This window comes from Alphaproteobacteria bacterium HT1-32 (genome assembly GCA_009649675.1).
GTDB lineage: Bacteria > Pseudomonadota > Alphaproteobacteria > Rhodospirillales > HT1-32 > HT1-32.
Map to the genome: position 1 here is coordinate 1,613,254 of WJPL01000001.1, position 19,864 is coordinate 1,633,117.

The 19,864-nt window shown below is 59.5% G+C and carries 21 protein-coding genes; 15 read left to right on the plus strand and 6 right to left on the minus strand.

The annotated features are described in order from the left end of the window. Positions 1-11: 11 nt before the first annotated feature. Positions 12-818, minus strand: a complete 807-nt coding sequence (locus tag GH722_07635) for a methyltransferase domain-containing protein (protein MRG71634.1) — start codon at positions 816-818, stop codon at positions 12-14. A 47-nt stretch (positions 819-865) separates the two neighbouring features. Here GH722_07635 and GH722_07640 point away from each other — a divergent pair, with 47 nt between their 5' ends. Beyond that, a complete protein-coding gene (locus tag GH722_07640; protein MRG71635.1) occupies positions 866-2,323 on the plus strand; it encodes a chloride channel protein in 1,458 nt (485 codons plus the stop codon). 30 nt (positions 2,324-2,353) lie between these two features. Here GH722_07640 and GH722_07645 read toward each other — a convergent pair whose 3' ends face one another. Then, a complete protein-coding gene (locus tag GH722_07645; protein MRG71636.1) occupies positions 2,354-2,632 on the minus strand; it encodes a hypothetical protein in 279 nt (92 codons plus the stop codon). A gap of 6 nt (positions 2,633-2,638) precedes the next feature. Next, the gene (locus tag GH722_07650) at positions 2,639-3,535 is read right to left on the minus strand and encodes an EamA family transporter (GenBank protein MRG71637.1); all 897 of its coding nucleotides are present in this window, start codon (positions 3,533-3,535) and stop codon (positions 2,639-2,641) included. A gap of 62 nt (positions 3,536-3,597) precedes the next feature. Here GH722_07650 and murJ point away from each other — a divergent pair, with 62 nt between their 5' ends. From murJ to GH722_07665, 3 genes are all read left to right on the plus strand, one after another. After that, positions 3,598-5,145 carry a murein biosynthesis integral membrane protein MurJ gene (gene murJ / locus GH722_07655; protein ID MRG71638.1) on the plus strand — a complete coding sequence of 516 codons (1,548 nt, stop codon included), beginning with the start codon at positions 3,598-3,600 and terminating at the stop codon, positions 5,143-5,145. A 69-nt stretch (positions 5,146-5,214) separates the two neighbouring features. After that, positions 5,215-6,213, plus strand: a complete 999-nt coding sequence (trpS, locus tag GH722_07660) for a tryptophan--tRNA ligase (protein MRG71639.1) — start codon at positions 5,215-5,217, stop codon at positions 6,211-6,213. 105 nt (positions 6,214-6,318) lie between these two features. Beyond that, on the plus strand, positions 6,319-6,939 hold the full coding sequence (locus GH722_07665) for a pyridoxamine 5'-phosphate oxidase family protein (protein ID MRG71640.1): 621 nt from the start codon (positions 6,319-6,321) through the stop codon (positions 6,937-6,939). Here the strand turns inward: GH722_07665 and GH722_07670 are convergent. Then, positions 6,933-7,334, minus strand: a complete 402-nt coding sequence (locus GH722_07670; GenBank protein ID MRG71641.1) for a DUF1801 domain-containing protein — start codon at positions 7,332-7,334, stop codon at positions 6,933-6,935. The genes GH722_07665 and GH722_07670 overlap by 7 nt on opposite strands. 140 nt (positions 7,335-7,474) lie before the next feature. Between GH722_07670 and GH722_07675 the strand changes: the two genes are divergently transcribed. Continuing rightward, complete coding sequence (locus GH722_07675; GenBank protein MRG71642.1) at positions 7,475-8,659, plus strand: aminoacetone oxidase family FAD-binding enzyme; 1,185 nt, start codon at positions 7,475-7,477, stop codon at positions 8,657-8,659. A gap of 16 nt (positions 8,660-8,675) precedes the next feature. Here GH722_07675 and GH722_07680 read toward each other — a convergent pair whose 3' ends face one another. Further along, a complete protein-coding gene (locus tag GH722_07680; protein MRG71643.1) occupies positions 8,676-9,647 on the minus strand; it encodes an NAD-dependent epimerase/dehydratase family protein in 972 nt (323 codons plus the stop codon). Between the two features lie 219 nt (positions 9,648-9,866). Between GH722_07680 and GH722_07685 the strand changes: the two genes are divergently transcribed. The 8 genes from GH722_07685 (at position 9,867) to GH722_07720 (ending at position 16,279) form a co-directional block, all read left to right on the plus strand. Further along, complete coding sequence (locus GH722_07685; GenBank protein MRG71644.1) at positions 9,867-10,598, plus strand: transporter substrate-binding domain-containing protein; 732 nt, start codon at positions 9,867-9,869, stop codon at positions 10,596-10,598. A gap of 63 nt (positions 10,599-10,661) precedes the next feature. Then, positions 10,662-11,360, plus strand: a complete 699-nt coding sequence (locus GH722_07690; GenBank protein ID MRG71645.1) for a methionyl-tRNA formyltransferase — start codon at positions 10,662-10,664, stop codon at positions 11,358-11,360. A gap of 5 nt (positions 11,361-11,365) precedes the next feature. Then, positions 11,366-12,568 (plus strand): CoA transferase, encoded by a 1,203-nt coding sequence (locus tag GH722_07695; GenBank protein MRG71646.1) that lies wholly within the window; start codon positions 11,366-11,368, stop codon positions 12,566-12,568. A gap of 190 nt (positions 12,569-12,758) precedes the next feature. Continuing rightward, the gene (locus tag GH722_07700; GenBank protein ID MRG71647.1) at positions 12,759-13,241 is read left to right on the plus strand and encodes a hypothetical protein; all 483 of its coding nucleotides are present in this window, start codon (positions 12,759-12,761) and stop codon (positions 13,239-13,241) included. Positions 13,242-13,357: 116 nt separating this feature from the next. Further along, positions 13,358-13,888 carry a hypothetical protein gene (locus GH722_07705; protein ID MRG71648.1) on the plus strand — a complete coding sequence of 177 codons (531 nt, stop codon included), beginning with the start codon at positions 13,358-13,360 and terminating at the stop codon, positions 13,886-13,888. A 26-nt stretch (positions 13,889-13,914) separates the two neighbouring features. Next, positions 13,915-14,463: a hypothetical protein gene (locus GH722_07710; GenBank protein ID MRG71649.1), complete on the plus strand. Its 549-nt coding sequence runs from the start codon at positions 13,915-13,917 to the stop codon at positions 14,461-14,463. Between the two features lie 35 nt (positions 14,464-14,498). Next, entirely contained in the window at positions 14,499-15,353 is an 855-nt protein-coding gene (locus tag GH722_07715; GenBank protein MRG71650.1) for a citryl-CoA lyase, read from the plus strand. Next, positions 15,350-16,279, plus strand: a complete 930-nt coding sequence (locus GH722_07720; protein ID MRG71651.1) for an SMP-30/gluconolactonase/LRE family protein — start codon at positions 15,350-15,352, stop codon at positions 16,277-16,279. Before GH722_07715 ends, GH722_07720 begins: the two co-directional genes overlap by 4 nt. Positions 16,280-16,302: 23 nt before the next feature. On the opposite strand, the gene GH722_07725 is transcribed toward GH722_07720, so the two are convergent. Then, positions 16,303-17,070 (minus strand): helix-turn-helix domain-containing protein, encoded by a 768-nt coding sequence (locus tag GH722_07725; protein ID MRG71652.1) that lies wholly within the window; start codon positions 17,068-17,070, stop codon positions 16,303-16,305. A 65-nt stretch (positions 17,071-17,135) separates the two neighbouring features. Here GH722_07725 and GH722_07730 point away from each other — a divergent pair, with 65 nt between their 5' ends. After that, the gene (locus tag GH722_07730; protein ID MRG71653.1) at positions 17,136-18,266 is read left to right on the plus strand and encodes an NAD(P)-binding protein; all 1,131 of its coding nucleotides are present in this window, start codon (positions 17,136-17,138) and stop codon (positions 18,264-18,266) included. Beyond that, positions 18,263-19,864, plus strand: coding sequence for a benzoate-CoA ligase family protein (locus GH722_07735; GenBank protein MRG71654.1), 1,602 nt, complete (start codon positions 18,263-18,265; stop codon positions 19,862-19,864). Before GH722_07730 ends, GH722_07735 begins: the two co-directional genes overlap by 4 nt.

A 19,864-nucleotide genomic window follows, 5' to 3' on the forward strand; every position in this document is an offset into this window, starting at 1 on the left:
CTGCGGCCTTGTTAAAAGTCACTCTGGCAGAGCCAGATCTGGTCTCTTCCCGGATGCCATGGCTGTTCCAGTTCAAGATCGGTGAAGGACCCGTACCAGATGGCTGACCGGCATCCTGCCTGTCGCAGAAGACGGGCGATATCATCGCGTCGATACCAGCAGTGAACCTGCCAGTTTTCTTCCAGTCGAAGCGTTTGGTCCGCTGCATCGACTTCCTCGAACAGCCATTTTTCCCGATATTGTCGCAGGTCAGGGTTAACCAATCGTTCACAGGCACTGATCCTGACCCTGTTACCAGTTTCAGGATGCGGAACATCGGGCAGTCGCTGAATTGTCCTGTCAGGACGCATCAGGGCCGGAGCCGCCGCGATATCAATCAGGTCGAAACATAACAGCCCGCCCGGCTGCAATACAGAGAAGGCTTCCTGAAATGTGCGGATAACATCGGCCTCGCTGTCCAGTTCCTGCAGCATGCGAAAAGGTGCGATGACCAGCGCATAGGTCCGGTCCCGGGGCAGGTTGCGGGCGTCACCCCGGATTATCCGGAATTTGTCCGCAGGTGCAGGCTGACCCCACCGGTTTCCGGCATCAATCATGTCATCGGAAATTTCCAGCGCGGCAGCATCTATGCCGGAAGCTGCCAGTTGCCGTGAGATACGCGCTGTACCGGCCCCCAGTTCCAGAACGGGTCCGCCAAACCGCTCTGCCAGCCGCAGGTAATATCCGGCATGATCGCCGATCAGCGGCGAATCAAATACTGCTCTTACATCATAGGTTTCATGGTACAGTGACACGAAATGGCGCTCTGTTTTCAGCATGACCGGATCATGGGCAGAGAGAACATATTTCAGGGGGGATTGTCGATATGGCAGGTGGGCCGAGTGCGGAAATAAAGCGGGGCAGCGCGACGCGCGATCAGTCTCATCTGGTACAGGAAAGCTGGGGTCACCTGCTGCGCAATTTCCTGATTGTGGCCCTTGTGGCGGCGTCGGTCTGGGTGCTGGTCAGTGGTGTGCGGTTCAGTATCGGTTACGGCTCACATTTCATTTTCTCCCCCTTTGAGGTGGAGGAGCCTGCGGCAGGCCATACCGGGCAGAAAGCGGCGGAAGCTGAAGCTGAAGACGGGGATATGACAACCGCCTGGCTTATTCTGTTCGGGGTACTGGTTGGCGGGGGTCTGCTGCGCGGTTTGCTGATCCAGCTGCCGTCCTGGCGCAGTTCCGAAGGTGATGGCATGGGAACATCGCTGGAACATTTCCACGCTACTTACGATCATCCGGAGGAAGGCCATCAGCCGCGGTATGATCAGTCTGATTTCGCGCAGGCCGGTCGCCGGGCGGTGATGACGACGCTGACGGTCGGGACGGGTGGTTCCGGTGGTATCGAAGCACCGGTTGTTCCGATCGGGGAATGTATCGGAGCCGGCTGGTCGCGGTTACTGAAGGTTCCGAACCCGGATGACCTGCGGATTTTCCAGATGGCGGGAATTGCGGCGGCAGTTGTGACCCTGCTGGATGCTCCTTTCACGGCGGCCCTGTTTGCGGCCGAGGTTATCTATACGGACCGGGTGCTCTACCGGACGCTGATGTACTCCCTGGTTGCGGCGCTGGTCGCCTATGCCCTGAACAATCACTTTCTTGATTTCCAGCCGCTGTTCACGACAGAGGGGCACAGCCATGCCTATAACCTGTTCGAATATGCCGAAATTGCAGCTGTGGCGCTGATCTGTTCGGCGCCGGCGGGGCTGGGTGTCGGCTGGGTTTTCAGAATCACGAAAACAGCCCTGAAGCCGATACCGTCCCTGTTCCGGGGGGCGGTTGGCGTCGGGCTGGCCGGGCTGCTGGCGCTGGGTGTCTGGAGCTGGCTCGGGATCGAGCCGTTCCACATTCTGGGTGTTGGCGAGGAAACCATTGCGATGGTGATGGGCGGTGAAGGCAATGCCCTGTTGCAGGTCTGGTGGGTGCTGTTCCTGCTGGTCGCGACAAAGGCGGTTGCGACCGGTCTTACCCTCGGTTCCGGCGGTTCAGCCGGGGCGCTGGTGCCGGCCATGTTCATGGGCGGCCTGATGGGCGGTGGTGTCTACCACCTGCTCAACTCGCTCGGTTATGCGTCCTCCGGTGATCCGGCGCTTTATGTGGTCGCCGGTCTGGCGTCCGCGCTGGTTGCTGTTGTTCAGGTGCCGCTGGCGGCGATTGCCTTCGTCATGGAAGTTTTCGGCGCGACCTTTGGTCCCCCGGCGATTGTTTCCTGTGTGCTGACCTACATGATTGCCAAACGGCTGCGGCTTTATGCCGAGCCGAAGAAGCGCAAAGCAGAGGAATAAACCGGCTGTCGCCATGCCGGGTGTGGAGGATCAGATATCCTCTGCGTCCGGTTCGGCAGCGCGGGCCTTCCCGGCGATATCCGGAATCTGGTCGCGGGTAACGTTCATGAACAGCTCGCCGCCGACAATCTTGATCACCGGTCCGAAGCGGCAATAGCCCATGCATTTCTTCTGTTCGATCAGAACCTCGCTCCCCAACTCGTCCTGCAAACGGAACAGCAGTCGTTCCGAGCCCGAACCGCCGCAGCTGCGCTGTCCGCCATGGCGCTGGTTGGTGCAGATATAGAGGGTTGGTTTGCTGTCGGACATGGGCCTTCAGCTTTCGCGTGATGCCCGCAGGGCATCGCGATGCTCCCGGAACCAGACATAGAGACCGGACAGGGTGATGATCGCCGCACCCAGGAAGGTAAATCCGTCAGGGATATGGCCGAAGACGAGCCATCCGGCAATCGCCGCAAAAACCAGCAGGGCATAGGTAAAGGGCTGGAGGCTGGAGGCGGGCGTTATCTCGAATGCCTTGATCAGGCTGAAATGTCCGGCAGCGCCCATAATGCCGGAATAGATCATCAGGCCCCAATGTTCTGCGGTCATGGGCTTCCAGTAGAAGGGGGCGACGAATGACAGAAGGATAAACCCGACGGTTGCCGTATAGATCAGCGTAATCCGGCCCGGATCAACGGCGACCATGCGGCTGAGTACCTGATAGAGCGCAAAGATGACGGCGGCGGCAACGGCGATCAGCATGGCCGGGTCTGCTTCGGAGAATCCCGGCCGGATAATGATCATGGCACCGAAAAATCCGACAATAATAGCGGTCCAGCGATGAATACCGACACGCTCACCCAGCATCGGAATGGCAAGAATGGTGACAATCAGCGGCGCCGTCGCCCCGATGGCATGGGTGTCAGCTAGCGGCAGATAGGAAAAGGCGAGGACAAAGACGCCAATTTCGAAAACCAGCAGGACGCCGCGAAAGATCTGAAGTTTCGGCCGCAGGGACTGCCGGGCAAGGCGCAGGGGATTGGTTCTTGTCCAGACCAGCGCAAACAGGCAGAAAATGGCAAAACGGATCCACAGCAACTGCGGAATCGCATAATGTTCGACCAGCAGCTTGTTGATCGCATCCATGGTCGCGAGGACCAGCATGGCGAACAGAACCAGCGCAATCCCCTTGCCGGATGCGCGTGCGGGTATAATTGTCGCCATATTCATCCCCGATTAAAGACACTTCTGCTATACCGCGCCTGTCACGTCCGTGAAAGCCCTGTCGCCTGATGTCCCTGTTCCGATCCTTTGCCACTGTTGCCTCCAATACCCTCGCCAGCCGGGTTCTCGGTTTTGCCCGCGATATCCTGATTGCCTCCTCGCTGGGTGCGGGAACGGTCGCGGATGCCTTCTTTGCGGCCTTCAAGCTGCCAAACCTGTTCCGCCGCCTGTTTGCTGAAGGGGCTTTCAATGCGGCCTTTGTCCCGATGTATGCCCGGCGTCGTGAAGGTGACGGTGCGGCGGATGCACAGGCCTTTGCGGATGCGGTCTTCACCATCATGACGACGGTGCTGATCGGACTGGTGATTCTGATAGAGGCCGGGCTGCCCTGGCTGATGCAGGTGATTACGCCGGGCTTTGCCCTGATTCCGGGCAAAATGGAACTGGCGACAGATCTGACACGGATCACCTTTCCCTACATTCTGCTGATCTCGCTGGTGGCGATGATGTCCGGGGTTCTGAATTCCGTCGGCAAGTTTGGTGCAGCGGCGGCAACCCCGATCATTCTGAACCTGACCCTGATCGCGGCCATTACCCTGTTCGCAGGACGGGCGGAAACACCGGGACATGCGCTGGCCTGGGGGGTTGCGGTGGCCGGGGTACTGCAGTTCCTGTGGGTCGCCAATGCCTGTCGGGCCGCGACCGTGATGCCACGGTTTCAGCGGCCACGTCTGACCCCGGATGTTAAAACCATGCTGGTGCGGATGATCCCGGGGGTCATCGGGGCCGGGGTCTATCAGATCAACCTGATCGTCGATATGGTCATTGCAACACTGGTCGCAGATGGTGCGCTGTCCTTTCTGTATTTTGCTGACCGGGTGACGCAGTTGCCGCTTGGTGTGGTTGGTGTCGCCATCGGCACGGCGTTGCTGCCGCTGCTCAGCCGTCAGTTACGGGCGGGCCGTGAGGCTGAGGCAATGGCGAACCAGAACCGCGCCATCGAGATGTCGCTGCTGTTCACCCTGCCGGCGGCGGTGGCACTGGTCGTCATTCCCCTGCCGATTGTCGCCACCCTGTTCGAGCATGGCCGGTTCAATGCCGCCGACACCGCGGCAACCGCCGGGGCGCTGGCGGCTTTTGCGGTTGGTCTGCCGGCCTATGTCCTGATCAAGGTGCTGGCACCGGGCTTCTTCGCCCGTGAAGACACCCGCACCCCGGTCCGTATTGCCATCGTCGCCCTGATCGCAAATGTGGTCCTCAATCTGGCGCTGATGGGGCCGCTTGGTCATGTCGGTGTGGCGCTGGCGACAGCGATCAGTGCCTGGCTGAATGTCATTCTGCTGGCGATTACGCTGCGCCGTCGCGGTGGTCTGACCCTTGATGCCCGGCTGCTGTCACGACTGCCACGAATTCTGATCGCAACGGCTGGTATGGCGGCGCTGCTCTGGTTCCTGATGCCTTATGCACAGGCCTGGGACGACGGCACGACGGCCATGCGGGCGCTGGGGCTGGCGATGCTGATTCTGTCCGGAATGGCTGCCTTTGGTCTGCTGGCACAGATTACCGGGGCCGCCCGGCTGGCGGAAATCCGGGGGATGATGCGCCGGACGCCTTGATATTGTGGGCGTCCCGCGCCATAACCCGCCGCCTGCAAGACATGATTTTCAACAGACGGTTACATCGCAATGAAGCGTATATTCTCTGGCGTTCAGCCGACCGGTAATCTGCATCTCGGGAACTATCTCGGTGCGATCCGTAATTTCGCCCGCCTCCAGAACGACTATGAATGCATCTACTGCATGGTCGACATGCATGCGATCACCGTCTGGCAGGACCCGAAGGAACTGCGTCATAATACCCGGGAAGTGGCTGCCGGCATGATCGCCGCCGGGGTCGACCCGGCGAGCAACATTCTGTTCAATCAGAGCCAGGTCTCGGCACATGCCGAACTGGCCTGGATTTTCAACTGTGTTGCGCGCCTCGGCTGGCTCGACCGGATGACCCAGTTCAAGGAGAAGGCCGGCAAGGACAAGGAACGCGCCTCAACGGGACTTTATGTCTATCCGAACCTGATGGCGGCGGATATTCTGACCTACAAGGCGACCCATGTACCGGTCGGCGAAGATCAGAAACAGCATCTGGAACTGGCCCGCGACATCGCGCAGAAGTTCAACCATGATTACGGGGTTGATTGTCTGCCTGTGGTGGAGCCGATCATTTCCGGTCCGGCAACGCGGGTGATGAGCCTGCGGGACGGTGCGAAGAAAATGAGCAAATCCGATCCGTCGGATGCGGCGCGCATCACCATGACTGATGATGCCGATACCATTGCCCGCAAGATCAAGAAGGCAAAAAGCGACGCCGAGATGCTGCCGATTGACCCGGTTGGTCTCGAAGGTCGTCCGGAAGCCCGCAATCTGGTCGGTATCTATGCCGCACTGGCGGACATCTCGGCAGAGGAAGTGCTGCGGACATTTGGCGGTCAGGGCTTTGGCACGTTCAAGCCGGCGCTGGCGGAACTGGCGGTGGAAAAGCTGGCGCCGATCTCGGCGGATATGAAGCGCCTGATGGATGATCCCGATCATCTCGACGGCATCCTGCGTTCCGGTGCGGAAAAGGCCAATGAACTGGCCCGGCCAGTCCTGCGTGAAGTGCAGGACATCGTGGGTTTCCTGCATCCGTAAATCAATTACTGTCCCCGCCGCCTGTAACGCGGCGGGGACGGCTTTCTTTTGTCATCACCGGAATGCTAGTCTGACGGTCGTCTGAACCCGTCCGGGGCTATTGCCATGTCCGATTCCCATCACATCACCACCGCAGAGCAGCTTGAATCGCTCTATGGTCAGCCGGTCTTCACGGCGCTGGACAAGGAGGTGGACCATATCACCCCGCATTACCGGCAGATGATCGGGGCCTCGCCCTTTGTCGTGCTGTCGACGGTCGGGCCGGAGGGGACGGATTGTTCGCCCCGGGGTGACCCGCCGGGCTTTGTGCAGGTGCTGGATGACCGCAGGGTAGCCCTGCCGGACCGGCCTGGTAACAACCGGATCGATTCGCTGCGTAATATCGTCCGTGACCCCCGTGTTTCGCTGCTGTTCCTGATCCCCGGCATGGGAGAGACGCTGCGGATCAACGGCGAGGCGGTGATCAGCACCGACCCTGACCTGATGGCCGGCTTTGCGATACGGGGAAAGCTGCCGAAAAGCGTGCTGGTGGTGACGGTCGACCGGATCTATTTCCAGTGCCAGAAGGCGCTTGCCCGTTCACGGCTGTGGCAGGCAGATGCACAGGTTGACCGGGCGTCACTGCCCAGCGCCGGTGATATCATCAAGGAACTGACTCCGGCAGAATTTGATAACCGCCAGTATGACGCTGACTATCCGGAACGGATGAAGCGGACGATCTACTGACGCCGCTGTTTCTTGCGTGCGTGATAGGTCAGCGCCAGCGCGATGCAGTGCGCAAGCTCGCTGTCCGGCAGCGGTTGTGAACCGTCAATCAGCAGGGCCCGGTTGCCTGAGAACCTGAACTTGTCGCCGTAATGCTGCCGGAATTCCTCAATCAGGCCGGTCTGGCAGTGCACATACAGGGCAAGGCCACCGTCATCTGCCCCGATTCTTACCGTTGTGCCGGCGGCCTTGCTGAGCGGCAGCCAGGCGGGTTGTCCCCATTTCAGGCATTCCGTCACACCCCCGGTCTCCGGCAGGGTCCGGGCGGTGTCGCGGATCAGGTCGCGTATCTGAAGCGCCATCTGCCGGATATCTGACGGCATCTGGTCGAAGGCGGCTTTGATATCCGGGTCCATGCTGCTTCTGCTGTCCTCAGGTGATCGCCGGATGATATCAGGAATGAGACGGTTTCTCGACATCGCTTTATCCTGATGCCGTGACCGATTAGTCTCCGCCCGCATCCGGCTATCTGCCTTATCATTCAGGGTTTATCTTCATGTCATCTGCTGCGCGAAAATTTGACGTGATCGTCATCGGTGCCGGTGCTGCCGGGATGATGTGCGCGCTGACAGCCGGTGGCCGTGGTCGCCGGGTTCTGCTGCTGGATCATGCGGAGAAGGTTGGCAAGAAGATCCTGATATCCGGTGGCGGGCGCTGCAATTTCACCAATTTGTATTGCGAGCCCGGGAATTTCCTCTCGGAGAACCCGCATTTCTGCAAGTCGGCGCTGGCGCGCTATACCCAGTATGACTTCATGGAGATGGTGGATCGTCACGGTATCGCCTGGCATGAGAAGACGCTGGGGCAGCTGTTCTGTGATGAATCTGCGCGCCAGATCGTCGCCATGCTGACCGCGGAATGCGACGCGGCAGGAGTGGAAACCCGCACCGGTTGCGAGGTGAGAGCGATCGGCCGGTCAGACCATTTCAGGGTTGAAACCGGTCAGGGAAGTTTCACCGCAGATTCTCTGGTTCTGGCAACCGGCGGGCTGTCGATTCCAAAGATGGGAGCAACCGGGTTTGCGCATCAGATTGCCCGGCAGTTTGACCTGCCCCTGACCGATATTCGCCCCGGCCTTGTGCCACTGACCTTTGCCGGGGAGACCCGCGACCTGATGACGGGCCTTAGTGGCGTGGCGCTGAATTGTGTGGCAACGGCCGGAACAGCAGCGTTTCAGGAGGCGATGCTGTTTACCCATCGTGGCCTTTCCGGCCCGGCGATTTTGCAGGCATCTTCTTACTGGCGACATGGCGGCGACATCCGGCTCGACATGCTGCCGGGTGAGGTGGCGGCAGACAGGCTGGTTGATCTGAAGGCTGCGCGGCCCCGCGCCGAGGTAAAGACGGTCCTTGCCGATCTGCTCCCCTCCCGGCTGGCGGCGGCGCTGGCGGACCGGCTGCCCGCGAAACCGATGGGGGATATTCCGGATCGTGACCTCCGGGCTTTCGGGCAGATGCTGAATGACTGGTGCCTGACCCCGGCCGGAAGCGAGGGTTATGCCAAGGCCGAAGTGACACTGGGCGGCGTCTCGACCGATGCCCTGTCATCGAAAAGCATGGAGGCCCGCACGGTTCCCGGCCTGTTTGTCATCGGGGAGGCGGTTGATGTGACGGGCTGGCTTGGCGGCTATAATTTTCAGTGGGCCTGGTCGAGCGGTCACGCGGCCGGTCTGGTCGCCTGATGTTGGGCCTGGCGCCCTATTTCTCGATATCTTCGTCCAGAAAGACCCGGATAATATCGTCAAAGCTCTGTTCGGCGGTGAAGCCGAGGGCCAGAGCCCGGCTGGCATCGAACCGTTCCGGCCAGCCGGCAATGACCTGCCGGATCGCCGGGTCCGGCTGATGGCGGATCAGTTTGACGGCGGCGTCCCCGCCATGCCGGCGGAGGGCTTCGATCTGCTCACCAACGGTGGCGCTGACGCCCGGCATGTTGAGGATGCGCCGGTTGCCGATCTGGCTGCTGTCCATCACGCAGGCATGTGCCAGATAGCCGGCGGCAGCACGCGGACTGGCGAACCAGTGGCGTACCTCTGTACTGACCGGCAGGATCGCCTCGCGGCCTTGCAGGGGTTCGCGGAGGATCCCCGAGAAGAAGCCTGAAGCTGCCTTGTTCGGCTTGCCGGGCCGGATGCAGATTGTGGGGACGCGAATGCCGATGCCGTCGATGAAGCCGCGACGGGTGTAGTCGGACAGCAGCATTTCCCCGATGACCTTCTGTACCCCGTAACTGTTCTGGGGTGAATTGATGAAATCATCGGGGATGCTTTCCGGATAGGGACCACCGAAAGTGGCGACCGATGATGTGAAGATAAAGCGCGGGCAGTAGGGTGAGTTGGCCCCTTCCAGCCGGATGGCCTCCAGCAGATTCCGGGTGCCGTCCATATTGACCCGGTAGCCCTTTTCGAAATCGGCTTCCGCCTCGCCGGAGACAACAGCAGCGAGATGGATAATCAGGTCAGGGTGGTCGGCGATCAGGGGGGCGATGTCCGCCGGGCTGGTAATGTCACAGGCAACCGGTTTGATATCGCAGGTGAAACCATCAGGCACCGGCGGCGGCGTGATGTCGGCCAGGGTCAGTTTCCCGATCATCAGGGGCCCTTCACCCCGGGCAAAGGCAGCAAGCAGTTTGGCACCGATCATGCCGCCGGCACCGGTTATGAGAATATGCATCGAATAATCACCTGAATTCCGGTTGGGAGAGGGAGCATAGCATTTCGCAGGGTAACGAACAGAGATTGCCGGGATAATTCTTCTGACAGTGCCCGATATGATTTTCTCTTACAGAGATGAAAAATCCTTTACTTTCAACGGGCCGGACCTGAAACCTGAAGATGTTGACCGGACGCTGATGTCCTGTCGATTGCCCGAAAACTGACAGGCTGACCTGATATGCAAATGAATGCGGATGCTCTTGCCCAACTTGCTGACCCTTCGGTGCTGCGCGCGGCGATGAATATGGGCAACAAGCTGCTGTCCAGTGGTCTGGACGAACAGGGAGTGCCGCAGGGGGTCGGGCCGGATGTGTTGCGGTCTGTTGCCGAGGCGCTGGGTGTTCGCATCGAGATTCAGCCCTTTGCCATGCCCGGTGATATCACGGATGCACTTGCTGATGGCAGCTGGGACATCGCGCAAATGGCGTTTGAGCCAAAACGGGCAGAACTTGTCGATTTCACGGCCAACTTCATCGAAGTGGCGGCAACCTATCTGGTCGCGCCGGACAGCAAATTTCAGGCCCCGGCGGAACTGGATCAGCCCGGTGCCCGGATCGCCCTGCCTGCCCGCGCAGGTTATGATCATTTTCTGACCCGGAATCTGCGCCATGCAACGCTGCATCGTGCGGCAAACCATCGTGCTGCCTTTGACCTGTTCGTGGCGGAGGGGCTGGATGCGTTTGCCGGTCTGGCGCCTGCGCTGGTGGCATATACTGAGGATTATCCGGGGTCACGCATCCTGCCGGGGTCTTTCACGACCATGGGACAGGCCGTTGCCGTCCGTCCGGGCCATGCGGCATTGCATGCCTTTGCTGATGCTGTCGTTGCTGATCTGAAGGCCAGCGGCAGAATGGCTGATATCCTTGACCGTCACGACATGACCGGCAAGTTGCAGATTCCCGGTTCCTGACCGGCGGCACTTTTCACCTGACGGGGTTTGCGTGGTTCAGGGTTACAGGGTTACCCTGCTGTCATGCCTGACGATATCATTCTGCTTTCCGAGCGCATCAACACTGACCCGCTGGTGACGATGCTGACCGGTGCCAATCCGGCACTGGTCATTCATCACGCCGATACGCTGGCAAAACTGCGCCGGGTCATTGATCCGTCCCGGCGCCAGCGGCTGATTTCCTATCACACCAGCGTCATCGTTCCGGCGGATATTCTGGATGCCATTGGTCCGGCCTATAACTTCCATCCGGGACCGCCCAGCCGTCCCGGCCTGTATCCGGGCACCTGGGCGCTGTATGAAGGCGACCGGCGGTTTGGTGCGACCGTGCATGAGATGGCTGCAACAGTCGACAGCGGTCCGGTTGTCGGGCTGGGCTGGTTCGATATCGAACCGGAGATGACCATTCTTGAAGTCGACAGCCTGACCCATGAGCTGATGCGTGACCTGTTCCGGCAACTTGTTCCGCTGCTGGCAACTGCGGATGGCAGGCTGGAACCGGTCGGCATTCCGTGGAGTGGTCGCAAGACAACCCGCCGGGATTACGAGGCCCTGCTGGAGATGCCGCCGGATGTCGATGCGTTCGAGTTTCACCGGCGATTGCGGGCCGTCGGGGTCGGGCCGGAACATGCGCTGCATTTTTATCTGCATGGTCAGAAGTTTGCGCTGGATGTTGGCGATATGGGCGACATTGTCATCGGCGGCGAAAAAGTGGAGATCTGAAAAGCATGAATGAGACCCCGACACGCACCCCGCTGGCCGGTCTGCGTATTCTGGAATTCGTCCATATGGTCATGGGACCAAGCTGCGGGCTGATTCTGGCTGACCTTGGTGCTGATGTGATCAAGATCGAAGCGGTTGGCGACGGTGACTCAACCCGTCGTCTGTTGGGTTCCGGTGCCGGGTTCCACCCGACCTTCAACCGGAACAAGCGAAGTCTGGCAATCAATATCAAGGATCCGGAGGGCCTGAAGGTGCTGCACCGGCTGGTCGGGACGGCAGATGCGGTGACGGAAAACTTCCGGCCGGGGGTGATGGACCGTCTGGGGCTTGGTTATGAAACGCTGAAGGGGATCAGGCCGGATCTGATTTACTGTTCCATGAAGGGCTTTATGCCGGGCCCTTATGAAAACCGCACGGCGCTGGACGAGGTGGTGCAGATGATGGGTGGTCTGGCATATATGACAGGCCCGCCGGGTCGTCCGCTCCGGGCGGGGACTTCGGTCAATGACATCATGGGTGGCATGTTCGGTGCCATCGGCATCATGGCGGCATTGCGGGAACGTGATGCAACCGGCAAGGGGGCGCATGTCCAAAGCGCTCTGTTTGAGAACAACATTTTTCTGGTCGCCCAGCATATGGCCCAGTTCGCGGTGACCGGCAAAGCAGCGGACCCGATGCCGAACCGGATTTCTGCCTGGGGGATCTATGACGTTTTCATCACCTCGGACGATGAACAGGTTTTCCTGGGCGTGGTCAGCGACAAGCAATGGCCGGTGTTCTGCGAAGCCTTTGACGCACCGGAACTGGCGGCGGACGACAGTCTGCGTACAAACAACCAGCGGGTTGCATCGCGTGAGACGCTGATTCCTGTCATTGCCGATATCTGCCGCCGCTACAGCAAGGCAGACCTGATTGCGAAATGCGAGGCGGTCGGTCTGCCGCATGCACCAATCACCCGTCCCGAGGACCTGTATGACGACCCGCATCTGAATCAGTCGGATGGGCTGACCGAGCTGCATCTCGACACGGACGGCAAGGCAACCCGGATTCCGTCATTGCCCCTGGCGATCGATGGCAAACGGCCGGGCGTTCGCCGGGATCTTCCTGCTGTTGGCGAGCACAGCCGTGAGTTGCTTGAGGAGATCGGACTGGAAACCGCAGATATCGACCGGCTTTATGCCAGCGGGGTGGTTTCCGGAGGTGCATGATATCTGCGGCTGAAATCGGGTAACTGTTATATGATAAGATCAGCAAGCCTGTTGAGTGTATCGTATAACGGAGCCTCACTCAGATAAGGCTTGCTGATATCATCAGAGGTTGAAAATCTTCGCTATGTCTTTTTCTGCGGGCGTCATAATCAAACCTGTCACAGAGGCGGCCGAATTATCGTTTGAGCCGATGCAGCAGATTTTTGCGTTCTGGCAGGAACGCGGTAACGGCAAACTGCCGTCCCGGGCGGACTTTCTGATTGAGGAATTTCTGCCCTGGGCAGGGCATGTCGGCATGGTGAAGCCGGAAGGAGACCCGGTCCGGTTTTTAGTTACCATGGCCAACAAGACCATGATTGATCTCAACAAGATTGATGCGACAGGCAAGTATTTCGATGAATATATGCCGCCCGGCGCACTGGAGTTTGGGTGCCGGCCTTACCTGATGGCTATGGCTGACCGGGTCGCGATTACAGACAGTCTGATTTCACATACCCACGGTGATCGTTCATTCCGGCGGCTGGTATTGCCCTGTGCTGATGGTGACGGGCCGGTAAATTATTTTGTCATCGCCATTTATTATGATCCGGGGTTCGTTTCTCCGATTCGTCAGGAGACGCTTTACGACCGGTTTTTTGATAACAGCATTGCGGGTGTTGTCCGGGACGATTGAAACCTGCCTGTGGCGCTGAATTTCAAGGTAACGGCACCCCCTTTGTTTGAGAACATCGTCATCTCCGGCTAGCTTGTGATCTCCGGGTGTTGAACCCTTTGCCAGTTTCGGTACGTATGCCCGTAACGACAAAATTTCGTACCGACCTGATCGGAGAAGAACAGAATATCCGCTTTGCTGCCTTCAGGTCGCTCTGGCGGCTGTGGGCTGGCCGGATGAAGGCAGGGCAACTGCCGGCTCGGGCAGACTTTGCCATTGAGGAATTCCTCGACTGGAGCCGTTATATTGGCATGTTCGAGGTGGATCCGGAGACAGGAAAGCTGCGGGTAAAACTGGCCTGCAAGGCAATGATAGAGCTGAACAACAAGGAGATCACCGGTGCCTTCCTTGAAGATATCTGTCATCCGGAAGTCCTTGAAGATGTGCTGGAGCCGTACCGGACAGCAGCGGTCCGCAGGGTTGCCACCCAGCAGCAGATTGTTATTTCCGGGGAAGTGACACCGGCTGATCTGGAATTGCTGGTCCTGCCCATGTCGGCCAATGGTCAGGATGTAGATTATTATGCGACGGCTCTGCACTATACTGGCCGACCACAAACACCGTTTGACCGAACTCCCCTGCAGGTCGGACTGGTTAACCCGGGCTGATATATTGCCGCCCTGAAGAGGCTGGAATGTCACAACGCGCGCACTCCTTCATCGATGACCCGAACTATAAAAACTGGAACATTCAGTCGGCCAGCGACATTGAGCGTCCGGAACTGCAGTCCCTGTGGCAACTCTGGCAGGACCGTCGTTCCGGTGATCTGCTGCCATCCCGCACTGATTTTCTGATTGAGGAGTTTCTGCCCTGGGGGCGGAATATCAGCATGATCGAATATCGGGGCACACCGCCTGAATACCGGGTCACTCTGGCTTCTGTGGCGATGATTGATCTGAACGGGGTCGACCCTACCGGCAAGACGCCGAAGCAGTATGTCCCGGAACAAGCTTATGATTTTGCTGTTATCAATCTGCAAAGAAGTGCGGCCGGTAACTGCGCTGTCCATGATCGCTATCGCCGGCAGAATGACGGGAAATGGCTGAACTGTGACCGGCTGACCCTGCCTTGTGCCAGCGATGGAAAAGCGGTCGATTACTTTCTGATTGCCCACTACTTTGATCGTGGCTTTCTGGGCCGGCTTTCGGATCTGACGATTTTTGACCAGGTCTCGGAAGTCTGACTCAGGCTTATTGTTGATAAACAGGGGATGACGGCATGATCGAGAACCGCACGGCGGCGGATGTAGAACAGGAAATTCGCGACTACTGGCGCAGTTCTATCGTTGAAATGGCGCCGGGGACGATCCGGTTCTCGGGCTATCCGATTCAGGACCTGATGGGCAATGTCTCGTTCCCGGATATGGTCTGGTTGCTGACACGGGGAGAACTGCCGTCCCGCCCGGAGGCGGCCTTGCTGGAAGCGGCCCTCGTTGCCGGTGTCGATCACGGGCCGCAGGCACCTTCCATCGGCGTTGCCCGGATGGCCATCACCTGTGGTGTGGGCCTGAACAACGCCATGGGGTCAGCGGTGAATGTGCTGGGTGACGTGCATGGCGGTGCGGGCGAGCAATGTATGGAGCTGTTGCATGACATTGCCCGGCGTATGGATGACGGGGATGATCTGAAAACTGCTGTGGCTGATGGAATTGCCTGGTATCAGGCAGAACGCAGCCGGTTCCTGCCCGGGTTTGGCCACCGGTTCCACCGCCCGGAAGACCCCCGGTCACCGCGCATGTTCGCGCTGGCGGAGCAGGCTGTCTCGGACGGTCATATTGACGGACGGTTTCTGGCTATCGGGCGGGAAATTCAGGTGCAGATAGACGCCGCCAAGGGCAAGCCGGTGCCGATGAATATCGATGGTGCGACGGCGGTGGTTTATGCGGAGCTGGGCTTTCCGCAGCCGCTGGCCCGCGGGCTGTTCTGCCTGTCCCGCTCCGTCGGTATCATGGCCCATGCCTGGGAACAGATGAATCAGGATGTCCGGATCAAGGGCGTCACCCCGAAAGCCTATATCGGAACCTATGACGGCCCGCCGGAGCGTCCTCTGCCCGACCGGGGAGACACCGAATGAGCCTGTTTGCACCACCGAAGGACCTTATCACCGAAGTCTTCACGGAAATTCCGGCTGAACTGCGTCGCGAGAATACGGAAAGCGCCTGGGGGCGGGTCAACAAGTTCGGCAAGAGCGTCCATTCCTTTCTGGAAGGCCCGAGCTTTGACCGGGAGGGGAATCTTTATGTGGTTGATATCCCCTTTGGCCGGATTTTCCGGATCGACCCGGCGGGCAGCTGGACGCAGGTCGCCGAATATGACGGCTGGCCGAACGGTCTGAAAATCCATCGTGATGGTCGTATTTTCATCACTGACTACCGCCGGGGCATTGTCGAGCTGAACCCGGAAACGGGAGTGGTCACGGAAATCCTCGGGCATGTGAAGACAGAGGGGCTGAAGGGCGTCAATGATCTGGTCTTTGCCACCAATGGCGACATGTATTTCACCGATCAGGGCCAGACCGGGCTGCATGATCCGACGGGCCGGGTCTATCGCTATAATCTGGACAGCGGTAAGCTGGACCTGCTGATCGACACGGTGCCGTCCCCGAACGGGCTGGTGCTGAATCCGGAGGAGACGATTCTTTACGTGGCGGTTACCCGGGCCAATGCGGTCTGGCGGTTGCCGATCATGCAGGATGGTACGGTCTCCAAGGTCGGTCTGTTCGTGCAGTTACAGGGCAGCCTTGGCGGCCCGGACGGTCTGGCAATGGATGTCGATGGTAATCTGACAGTCTGTCAGGCCGGTATGGGGTCGGCCTGGCAGTTCAGTTATCTTGGGGAACCACGCTGGCGCATCCGCTCCTGTACCGGCGGGCTGACCACCACCAACCTTGCTTATGGAGGTGCGGATAACCGGCAGCTTTTCATTACGGAAAGCGATACCGGCACGATCCTCAGGGCGGATCTCGATGTGGCGGGACAGCCGATGTATTCGCATCTCTAGACAGCGTGACCGGCAGCTTCATTTCAATCCGCCGGCGTACCGGAATTCAGGGAGTGGCGCTGGCAGAAATCCAGTAAGGCCAGAAGTTCCGGACTGTCGTCGGCGACCATGCGGGGGTCGGTCCCAACCAGCGTCACCGCCGCCTCGATTTCACCCTGCCAGTTCAGTACCGGGGCGCTGATGGCGGCGAGGCCGGGGATGAACCGCCCGTCCGTCCGGGCATAACCCTGCGACCGGGTGAGCGTTTGCAGGGCGGCGGGGTCCGCTGCCGGCATATCTTTCAGTTCCTGTGCAAGCCGGGTGCTTGTCAGCGCCGGAGGCGCATAGGTCAGGAAAACCTGGCCGGTTGCCGAGGGTAACAGCGGCAGGGTGGTCCCCAGCCCGAGAGTGGTGACGATAAAGGATGCCGCCCGTTCCCAGCGCACGATTGTCGCCCCCTGATCGCCCCAGACCGCCAGCAGTGCGGTGGCCCCGGTTTCCGCGGTCAGCATAGGCAGGGCGCTGGCGACATCATTGATGATATCCTTACGGGCCATGGCGGCGACACCCAGCCGCAAGGCAGCCGGCCCGAGATCATAAGCTCCCGACCGTTTGCGCTGGGTGACATAACCGGCTGCGACAAAACTGGCGAGGTAGCGATGCAGCTTCGCCGGCGGCATTCCGGTCACAGTCGCAAGCTCGCCAAGACTGAGCGGCCCCGATGCACCGGAGAGGCCGGACAGGACGGCAAGCGCGATATCGACGGACTGAATGCCGCGGCTGGTGCTGGTCATGTCCGGTTCTTGCCTCATTCGATGATTCGTCGTTATATTCACTAATATAAAAATGATTGTATATAATAAAATCGGGAGGTCGCGTGCAGATTGCCATTGTGGGAGCAGGTCCGGCGGGCCTTTACGCGGCCTATCTGATTCGGCGGGCGCGGCCTGACATTTCCCTGCGGGTCATCGAGCAGAATCCGCCAGACGCGACCTTCGGATTTGGTGTGGTGTTTTCGGATCAGGCCTTGTCCTTCCTGCGGGAAGATGACCCGGAGACCCATGACGCGATTGTGCCGCATATGCAGCGCTGGAGCGACATCATCCTGAACCATGACGGCGAGGCGATCCGGCTCGACGGTATCGGTTTTGCGGCGATTGGCCGCCTGCATCTGCTGCAACTGTTGCAGGCCCGGGCGGCGTCGGCTGGCATAGAACCGGAATGGAACCGGCATCTTGATAATCTGGACGCGTTGCAGGGGGCGGACCTGATTATCGGGGCTGATGGCTTGAACTCGCTGGTGCGGCAATCTGACCCCCGGGCTTTCGGAGAAAGCCTCAGTCACCTGAATAACCGGTTTGTCTGGTATGGCGTGGACCGGGAATTTGATGCCCTGACCCAGACGTTCCGGCGTCACGATGGCGGGTTCTTCAACGCCCATCACTACCGCTACGCACCGGGCAAAAGCACTTTCATCGTTGAATGTGACGCCCCGACTTTTGAACGAATGGGGTTTGCCGACATGTCGGAAGCCCGGTCGAAAGCCTGCTGCGAGGCGATATTTGCGGATCAGCTGCAGGGAACACCACTGACCGGCAACCGCTCAATCTGGCGGCAATTCCCGAAGCTGTGGAACGACAACTGGTATGCGGGCAACCGGGTGCTGGTTGGTGACGCCCTGCATACGGCGCATTTTTCCATCGGCTCCGGAACCCGTCTGGCGCTGGAGGATGTGATCGCGCTGGTAAAAGCACTGAAGGCACATGATTTCTCGTTGCCCGGGGCCCTGCCGGCTTATCAGGAAGCCCGCAAACCCGTCGTCGAGAAGATCGTCCGGGCGGCGAATGCCAGTGCAGACTGGTATGAAAACTTCGCCAGTCATATGACGCAGGACCCCTGGCGTTTTGCTCATGCCTATCTCCAGCGGAGCGGACGGATCACCCCGGAAAGGCTGGCCTTGATCGCGCCTGAATTTGCGGCGGGTCTGGCCGCACGGGGGCTGACATGACGCTTCAGCCAAAATCGGTTGCGCCCAATCACGATAAGGGCAGCCTCTATCCGCTGACCCCGGAGTTTCCGGAAGATTACAATGCCAGCGCCATCCTGTTCGACAATCTGGCCGCCGGGCGGGGAGGGCGTATCGCCCTGCGCTCTGACCTCGGGGACCGGACCTATGATCAGATTTGCGCTGATGCCGGGCAGTTCGGAAATGCGCTGCTGTCGCTGGGCCTGACGCCGGGCGACCGGGTGCTGCTGTTTCTCGATGACACGCCGGTCTATGCCGCCGCCTTCTTCGGGGCGTTGCGGGCCGGGCTGGTGCCGATGCTGATCAATACCCTGTCACCGGCAGATTCCGTGCGGTTCTTTCTGGAGGATTCGGACGCCCGGGTCGCCGTTGTTGATGCTGTTTTCACTGACCTGTTCAGTCCGGAGACGCTGGCTGGCACGTCTTGCGAGACGGTGATTGTTACCAATGGCGATGCCTCTGCCGGTTGTCACGGGCAGACATGGATCGAAACATTTCCGGCAGAGCTTGCCGCCGTTCCGGTCGGGCCGGAGGCAATGGCCTTCTGGATGTATTCATCCGGATCGACCGGTCGACCGAAAGGGGTGGTGCATCGTCATTGTGACATGGCCTATACGGTCGAAGGTTACGCCCGCCCGGTTCTCGCGATGACTGAGGAAGATTGCTGTTTCTCGATTCCGAAGATCTTCTTCGCCTATGGTTTCGGCAATTCACTGACCTTTCCGTTTTCGGTCGGGGCATCTGCCCTGCTTTTGTCCGGTCGCCCGACACCGTCGCGTATCTATGACCAGATCGCCCGGCACAGGCCGACAATTCTGTTTGGCCTGCCAACGCTGTATACGGCAATGATCAAGGATGACTCCGCAGCTTTGGCTGATCTGACTTCCGTCCGGCTCTGTATTTCGGCGGCGGAGATCCTGTCCGAAGACGTGTTCGAGTCATGGCGGGGACGATTTGGTCATCGTATTGTGGAAGGGCTTGGCTCTACAGAGGTTCTGCATATCTATCTGACGAACAGCGAAGACTGGCAGAAACCGGGATCGGCCGGGCAATGCGCGCCGGGTTATGAAGTGAAGCTGGCTGACAGCGACGGCGTGATTGTACCGGAAGGGGAAGAAGGCATCATGTGGGTGCGGGGCGGGTCGAACGCGCTGACCTACTGGAACCGTCCGGACAAGACGGCGGAGACCATGCGGGACGGCTGGATTTATACCGGTGACCGCTTCATGCGGGATGGAGACGGGTTCTATTTTTTCCGGGGCCGGGCGGATGATCTGGTCAAGGTTTCCGGCCAGTGGGTCTATCCGCTGGAGATCGAGCTGGCGCTGGCGGAGCATCCGATGGTTCGGGAATGTGCCGTGCTGGCCATCGAAATGGCGGACCGGCGGACGACGCTTAAGGCCTGGGTGGTTGCCGAACGCGATGCCGTATCCGGTCCGGCGCTGACGAAACAGCTTCAGGACTATCTGAAGCGCGAACTTCTGCCCTACAAATATCCGCGCAGTATCGACTATCTGGACAGTCTGCCAAAGACCGGCACAGACAAGATCGACCGGCAGGCATTACGCAGCCGGGAATGA

Bases quoted from the DNA above. Each gene is read 5' to 3' on its own strand.
- GH722_07665 (MRG71640.1), top strand. From the start codon at position 6,319: ATGTCCGATTCCCATCACATCACCACCGCAGAGCAGCTTGAATCGCTC.
- GH722_07690 (MRG71645.1), top strand. From the start codon at position 10,662: ATGCCTGACGATATCATTCTGCTTTCCGAGCGCATCAACACTGACCCG.
- GH722_07715 (MRG71650.1), top strand. From the start codon at position 14,499: ATGATCGAGAACCGCACGGCGGCGGATGTAGAACAGGAAATTCGCGAC.
- murJ (MRG71638.1), top strand. From the start codon at position 3,598: ATGTCCCTGTTCCGATCCTTTGCCACTGTTGCCTCCAATACCCTCGCC.
- GH722_07640 (MRG71635.1), top strand. From the start codon at position 866: ATGGCAGGTGGGCCGAGTGCGGAAATAAAGCGGGGCAGCGCGACGCGC.
- GH722_07670 (MRG71641.1), bottom strand. From the start codon at position 7,334: ATGGACCCGGATATCAAAGCCGCCTTCGACCAGATGCCGTCAGATATC.
- GH722_07645 (MRG71636.1), bottom strand. From the start codon at position 2,632: ATGTCCGACAGCAAACCAACCCTCTATATCTGCACCAACCAGCGCCAT.
- GH722_07705 (MRG71648.1), top strand. From the start codon at position 13,358: ATGCCCGTAACGACAAAATTTCGTACCGACCTGATCGGAGAAGAACAG.
- trpS (MRG71639.1), top strand. From the start codon at position 5,215: ATGAAGCGTATATTCTCTGGCGTTCAGCCGACCGGTAATCTGCATCTC.
- GH722_07675 (MRG71642.1), top strand. From the start codon at position 7,475: ATGTCATCTGCTGCGCGAAAATTTGACGTGATCGTCATCGGTGCCGGT.
- GH722_07685 (MRG71644.1), top strand. From the start codon at position 9,867: ATGCAAATGAATGCGGATGCTCTTGCCCAACTTGCTGACCCTTCGGTG.
- GH722_07680 (MRG71643.1), bottom strand. From the start codon at position 9,647: ATGCATATTCTCATAACCGGTGCCGGCGGCATGATCGGTGCCAAACTG.
- GH722_07710 (MRG71649.1), top strand. From the start codon at position 13,915: ATGTCACAACGCGCGCACTCCTTCATCGATGACCCGAACTATAAAAAC.
- GH722_07720 (MRG71651.1), top strand. From the start codon at position 15,350: ATGAGCCTGTTTGCACCACCGAAGGACCTTATCACCGAAGTCTTCACG.
- GH722_07725 (MRG71652.1), bottom strand. From the start codon at position 17,070: ATGAGGCAAGAACCGGACATGACCAGCACCAGCCGCGGCATTCAGTCC.
- GH722_07700 (MRG71647.1), top strand. From the start codon at position 12,759: ATGCAGCAGATTTTTGCGTTCTGGCAGGAACGCGGTAACGGCAAACTG.
- GH722_07650 (MRG71637.1), bottom strand. From the start codon at position 3,535: ATGAATATGGCGACAATTATACCCGCACGCGCATCCGGCAAGGGGATT.
- GH722_07695 (MRG71646.1), top strand. From the start codon at position 11,366: ATGAATGAGACCCCGACACGCACCCCGCTGGCCGGTCTGCGTATTCTG.
- GH722_07635 (MRG71634.1), bottom strand. From the start codon at position 818: ATGCTGAAAACAGAGCGCCATTTCGTGTCACTGTACCATGAAACCTAT.
- GH722_07735 (MRG71654.1), top strand. From the start codon at position 18,263: ATGACGCTTCAGCCAAAATCGGTTGCGCCCAATCACGATAAGGGCAGC.